Below are 4,925 nucleotides of genomic sequence, written 5' to 3' on the forward strand. Positions count from 1 at the left end.
GAAGAGGGCCCGGATGCCGAGCTGTACGCCCAGGACCGAGCGGATGCGGCTGAGGAGCCGGGTCGCGAGGAGGGAGTGGCCGCCGAGCGCGAAGAACCCGTCGTGGACGCCGATCCGGCCGACGCCGAGGACGTCGGCGAACAGGCCGCACAGGATCGCTTCCTGCGGGGTGCGCGGTTCCCTGCCGCGTACCACCGCGGTCTGCTGTGGCGCGGGCAGGGCCCTGCGGTCGGTCTTGCCGTTCGGGGTGAGCGGCACCGCGTCGAGGGTGACGACCGCCGACGGGACCATGTACTCGGGCAGGGCGGCGGCGACGTGGCGGCGGGCCGTCTCGCCGTCCGGGGCGGCGCCCTCGACGGGGACGAGATAGCCGACCAGGCGGCGGTTGCCGGGGGTGTCCTCGCGGACGGCGGCGACGGCGCGGGCCACACCGGGGACGGTGGCGAGCGCGGCCTCGACCTCGCCGAGTTCGATGCGGTGGCCGCGGACCTTCACCTGGTCGTCGGCGCGGCCGACGAACTCCAGGCTGCCGTCGGCCCGGTGGCGGACCACGTCACCGGTGCGGTACATCCGCGTGCCGGCCGGGCCGAACGGGTCGGCGACGAAGCGCTGGGCGGTGAGCGCGGTGCGGTTCAGATAGCCGCGGGCCACGCCCTCGCCGGCGAGGTACAGCTCACCGGGGACTCCGGCCGGGACGGGGTTGAGCCGTCGGTCGAGGACGTACGCCTGGGTGTTGCGCAGGGGACGGCCGATGGGCACGGCTCCGTCGGGCAGGTCCTCGCCGGGGGCGGCGCGGTGCTGGATGGCGCTGACGGTGGTCTCAGTGGGGCCGTAGACGTTGACGACCGCGCCATCGGGGTGCCGGCGGCGCCAGGGGGCGACGGCAGCGGAGGTGAGGGCCTCGCCTGCGACGAGGAGTTCGGCGTCGGCCTCGGCCGGTTCGACGGAGTCGGCGAGCATGCCGAGGTGGCTGGGCGTCACCTTCAGGAGGCTGAAGTCCTGCTCGACGGCTCCTTCGAGCAAGTCGGTGAGCCGGATGCGGCCGCCGACGGTGAGCGGGACGTGCAGCGAGGTCACCGTGGTGTCGAAGGAGACCGAGGAGTGCAGCGGCACCGTTCCCGCGACGCCCCGGTAGTCGGCCGCGGCGCCCGCGACGTAGTCGGCGAGGCCGGCGTGGCGGACGACGACGCCCTTCGGGGTGCCGGTGGAGCCGGAGGTGTAGATCACGTAGGCGGGATGGTCGGCCAGCAGCGGGCTCGTGCGGTCCGCGTCGGCGGGGTCGTCCGCGCGCTGCCCGGCGAGGTCGGCGACGGTTGCCGGGGCGTCGAGGGCGAGGAGGGGCTGGGCGGCGCCCTTGGGCAGGTGCGGCACGACGTCCTGGGCGGTGACCACCAGGGCGGGTGCGGCGTCGGCCAGCATGTAGGCGATGCGGTCGGCGGGGTACTCGGTGTCGACGGGCAGGTAGGCCGCGCCGGACTTCAGCACGGCGAGCACGGCGACGATCATCTCCGGCGACCGCGGCACCGCGATCGCCACGACCGACTCCGGACCCGCGCCCCGCCCGATCAGCAGATGCGCCAGGCGGTTCGCCCGCGCGTTGAGCTCGGCGTACGTCAGCGTCACGTCGCCGCCGGTCACCGCGGGCGCGTCGGGGGTACGGGCGACCTGAGCCTCGATCATCCGCGGCACGAGCAGGTCGGGCAGGGGGCGGGCGCTGTCGTTCCAGCCGTAGAGCAGCAGCTCGCGCTCGGCGCCGCCGAGGATGTCGAGATCCTCGATCCGCCGGTCGGCGTCCGCGACCACGGCCTTCAGGACGGTGACGAACCGCTCCGCCATCGCCTCCACCGTCGCCCGGTCGAACAGGTCCGTGGCGAACTCGACGAGGGCGTCGAGGCCGGCGGGCGCGCCGTCGGCGGTGAGTCGCTCGTTGAGGCCGAAGGACAGGTCGAAGCGGGCCACGCCGCCGCTGCCCGGCTCGGCGCCGATGGTCAGGCCCGGCAGCTCCAGGGTGGGCTGCGCGGTGTTCTGAAGGGCGAGGACGATCTGGAACAGGGGGTGGCGGCCGAGGGAGCGGGGCGGGTTCAGGGCCTCGACGAGTCGCTCGAACGGCACGTCCTGGTGGGCGTACGCGGTGAGGTCGGTCTCCCGGACCCGGGCGAGGAGGTCGCGGAAGGACGGGTTCCCGGAGGTGTCCGTGCGCAGCACGAGCTCGTTGATGAAGAAGCCGACCAGCTCTTCCACGGCGTCGTCGGTGCGGCCCGCGACCGGGGTGCCGATCGGGATGTCCGTCCCCGCGCCGAGGCGGCTCAGCAGGCTCGCCAGGGCCGCCTGGAGGACCATGAACAGGCTGGTGCCGGACTCCCGCGCGAGGCTGACGAGCTGCCGGTGCAGCGCGGCGTCCAGCTCGAAACGGATCCGCTCGCCCCGGTGCGAGGAGGCGTCGGGGCGCGGGCGGTCGGTCGGCAGGGGCAGCTCGTCGGGCAGGCCGGCGAGGGTCCGCGTCCAGTGGGCCAGCTGGCGGGCGATCTCGCTGTCGGGGTCGGTCTCGTCGCCGAGCACCTCGCGCTGCCACAGTGCGTAGTCCGCGTACTGGACCGGCAGCGGCGCCCACTGCGGCGGGGCGCCCTCGCACCGGGCGGCGTAGGCGTCGCCCAGGTCGCGGGCGAGCGGTCGCATGGACCAGGCGTCGCCGGCGATGTGGTGCAGCACCAGCACGAGGACGTGCTCGTCCGGGCCGACGGTGAGCAGGGTGGCCCGCAGCGGGGTCTGCTCGGCCAGGTCGAAACCGTGCCGGACGGTCGCGGCGACCCGCGCGGGCACCTCGTTTTCTGTGACGTCGACGGTCCGCAGGATCCGGCCCGCGACGGTCCCGGCGTCGAGCACGACCTGCGTGGGCGTGCCCTCGGGCGCGGGGAAGAGGGTGCGGAGCGACTCGTGGCGGGTCACCACGTCGGCGAGCGCGGTCTCCAGCGCGAACACGTCGAGCGGGCCGTGCAGGCGCAGGCCCAGGGAGATGTTGTAGAGCGGGCTGTCGGTGTCCAGCTGGTTGATGAACCACAGGCGGCGCTGCGCGTAGGAGAGCGGGATCTCGGCCGGACGCAGCTGCGGGACGAGGGCGGTGCGCGCGGCCGCCGCGCCGCCGCCGTCGAGGTGACGGGCGAGGGTGGCGACGGTCGGGGTCTCGAACAGTGCGCGGACCGGCAGCTCGACGCCGAGGACCGTGCGGATGCGGGAGACGAGACGGGTCGCGAGGAGCGAGTGGCCGCCGAGGTCGAAGAAACTGTCGTCGATGCCGACCCGGGACAGTCCCAGGATCTCCGCGAACAGCCCGCAGAGGATGTCCTCCTGGGCCGAACGCGCCTCACGGCGCACGACGCCCGAGGCGGACGGAGCGGGCAGAGCCTGGCGGTCGGTCTTGCCGTTCGGAGTCAGCGGAACCGCCTCCAGCGCGACTACGGCTGAAGGGACCATGTACTCCGGCAGCAGCCCCGCCACCGCACGACGGACCGATTCCGCCTCCAGGACCACTCCCTCTACGGGAACCACATAGCCGACGAGACGACGGTCGTTCGGCGTGTCCTCCCGGACCATGGCGACCGCCCGGGCGACCCCGTCCACCGTCGACAGCGCCGACTCGACCTCGCCCAGCTCGATGCGGTAGCCCCGCACCTTCACCTGGTCGTCGACACGGCCGACGAACTCCAGCACACCCGCATCCGTCCAACGGACCAGGTCACCGGTCCGGTACATCCGGGCACCCGGCGCACCGAACGGATCGGAGACGAACCGCTCCGACGTCAGACCCGGCCGACCGAGATAGCCACGGGCCACACCCTCCCCCGCGACATACAACTCACCGGAAACACCCGGCGGAACGAGACGGAGCCGGCCGTCGAGAACATAGACCTGCGTGTTCGCGATCGGCGCACCGATCGGCGTACCACCATCACCCGTCAGCAGAGCGCTGGTCGACCAGATCGTCGTCTCCGTCGGACCGTACATGTTCCACACCGAGACACCTGCCTGCGCCAGTGCATCAGCGAGGGCCGCGTCCACGGCCTCCCCACCGACCAGGATCTTGAGCCCCTTCACGGCCTCCGGGTCCGTCTCGGCCAGCGCGCGCCAGAGGCCGGGCGTCGCCTGCATCACCGCGATGTCCTCGGAGCGCACCAGAGCGCCCAGGCGCTGCGGATCACGCACCACCTCGCGATCCGCGACGACGACGACGGCGCCGGAGACCAGCGGCAGGAAGACTTCGAGAAGGGAGATGTCGAAGCCGAACGTGGTCACAGCCAGCCACTTCTCCCCCGCCGACAGCCCGACCTGCGAGCCCATCGACCACAGGAAGTTCCGCAGCGCGCCGTGCGGCACCACCACACCCTTCGGACGGCCCGTCGAACCCGACGTGTACAGCACGTACGCCGCGTCCTCTGCCGACACCACGCACTCCCCCGCCAGTTCGGCAGCGGGCTGGATGTCGTCCAGCAGCAGTACGGGAGCGGCGGACCCTTCCGGCAGCCGGCCGGCAGCCTCGTGGTTCGACAGGATCACCGCCGGCTGGGCGTCGGAGAGGATGTACGCGATGCGGTCGGCCGGGAAGTCCAGATCCACCGGCAGGAACACCCCACCCGCAAGACCCACACCCAGCATCGCCACCACCGCATCCACCGAACGCGGCACCGCCAACGCCACCACCGCACCACGACCCACACCCACACGCGCCAACTCATTCGCCACACCCACCGCACGAGACCACAACTCCCCGTACGACAGACGCACCCCACCACACACCACCGCCAGAGCCTCCGGCACCCGCGCCGCACACTCCGCGAACCACACCGGCACCACACCCACCGGCACCACCGAACCCGTCGCGTTCACACCACCCACCAACCGCTCACGCTCCACGGCATCAAGGACGTCGA

Annotated in this window: 1 protein-coding gene; it reads right to left on the reverse strand. The window is 72.8% G+C overall.

Annotated elements, in window-relative coordinates; genetic code table 11:
* A partial coding sequence (locus tag EAO70_RS36540; RefSeq protein WP_148007082.1) for a non-ribosomal peptide synthetase occupies positions 1-4,908 on the reverse strand: 4,908 nt, incomplete at its 3' end.
* Positions 4,909-4,925 lie beyond the last annotated feature (17 nt).

The organism is Streptomyces sp. adm13(2018) (assembly GCF_008042145.1).
Lineage (GTDB): Bacteria > Actinomycetota > Actinomycetes > Streptomycetales > Streptomycetaceae > Streptomyces.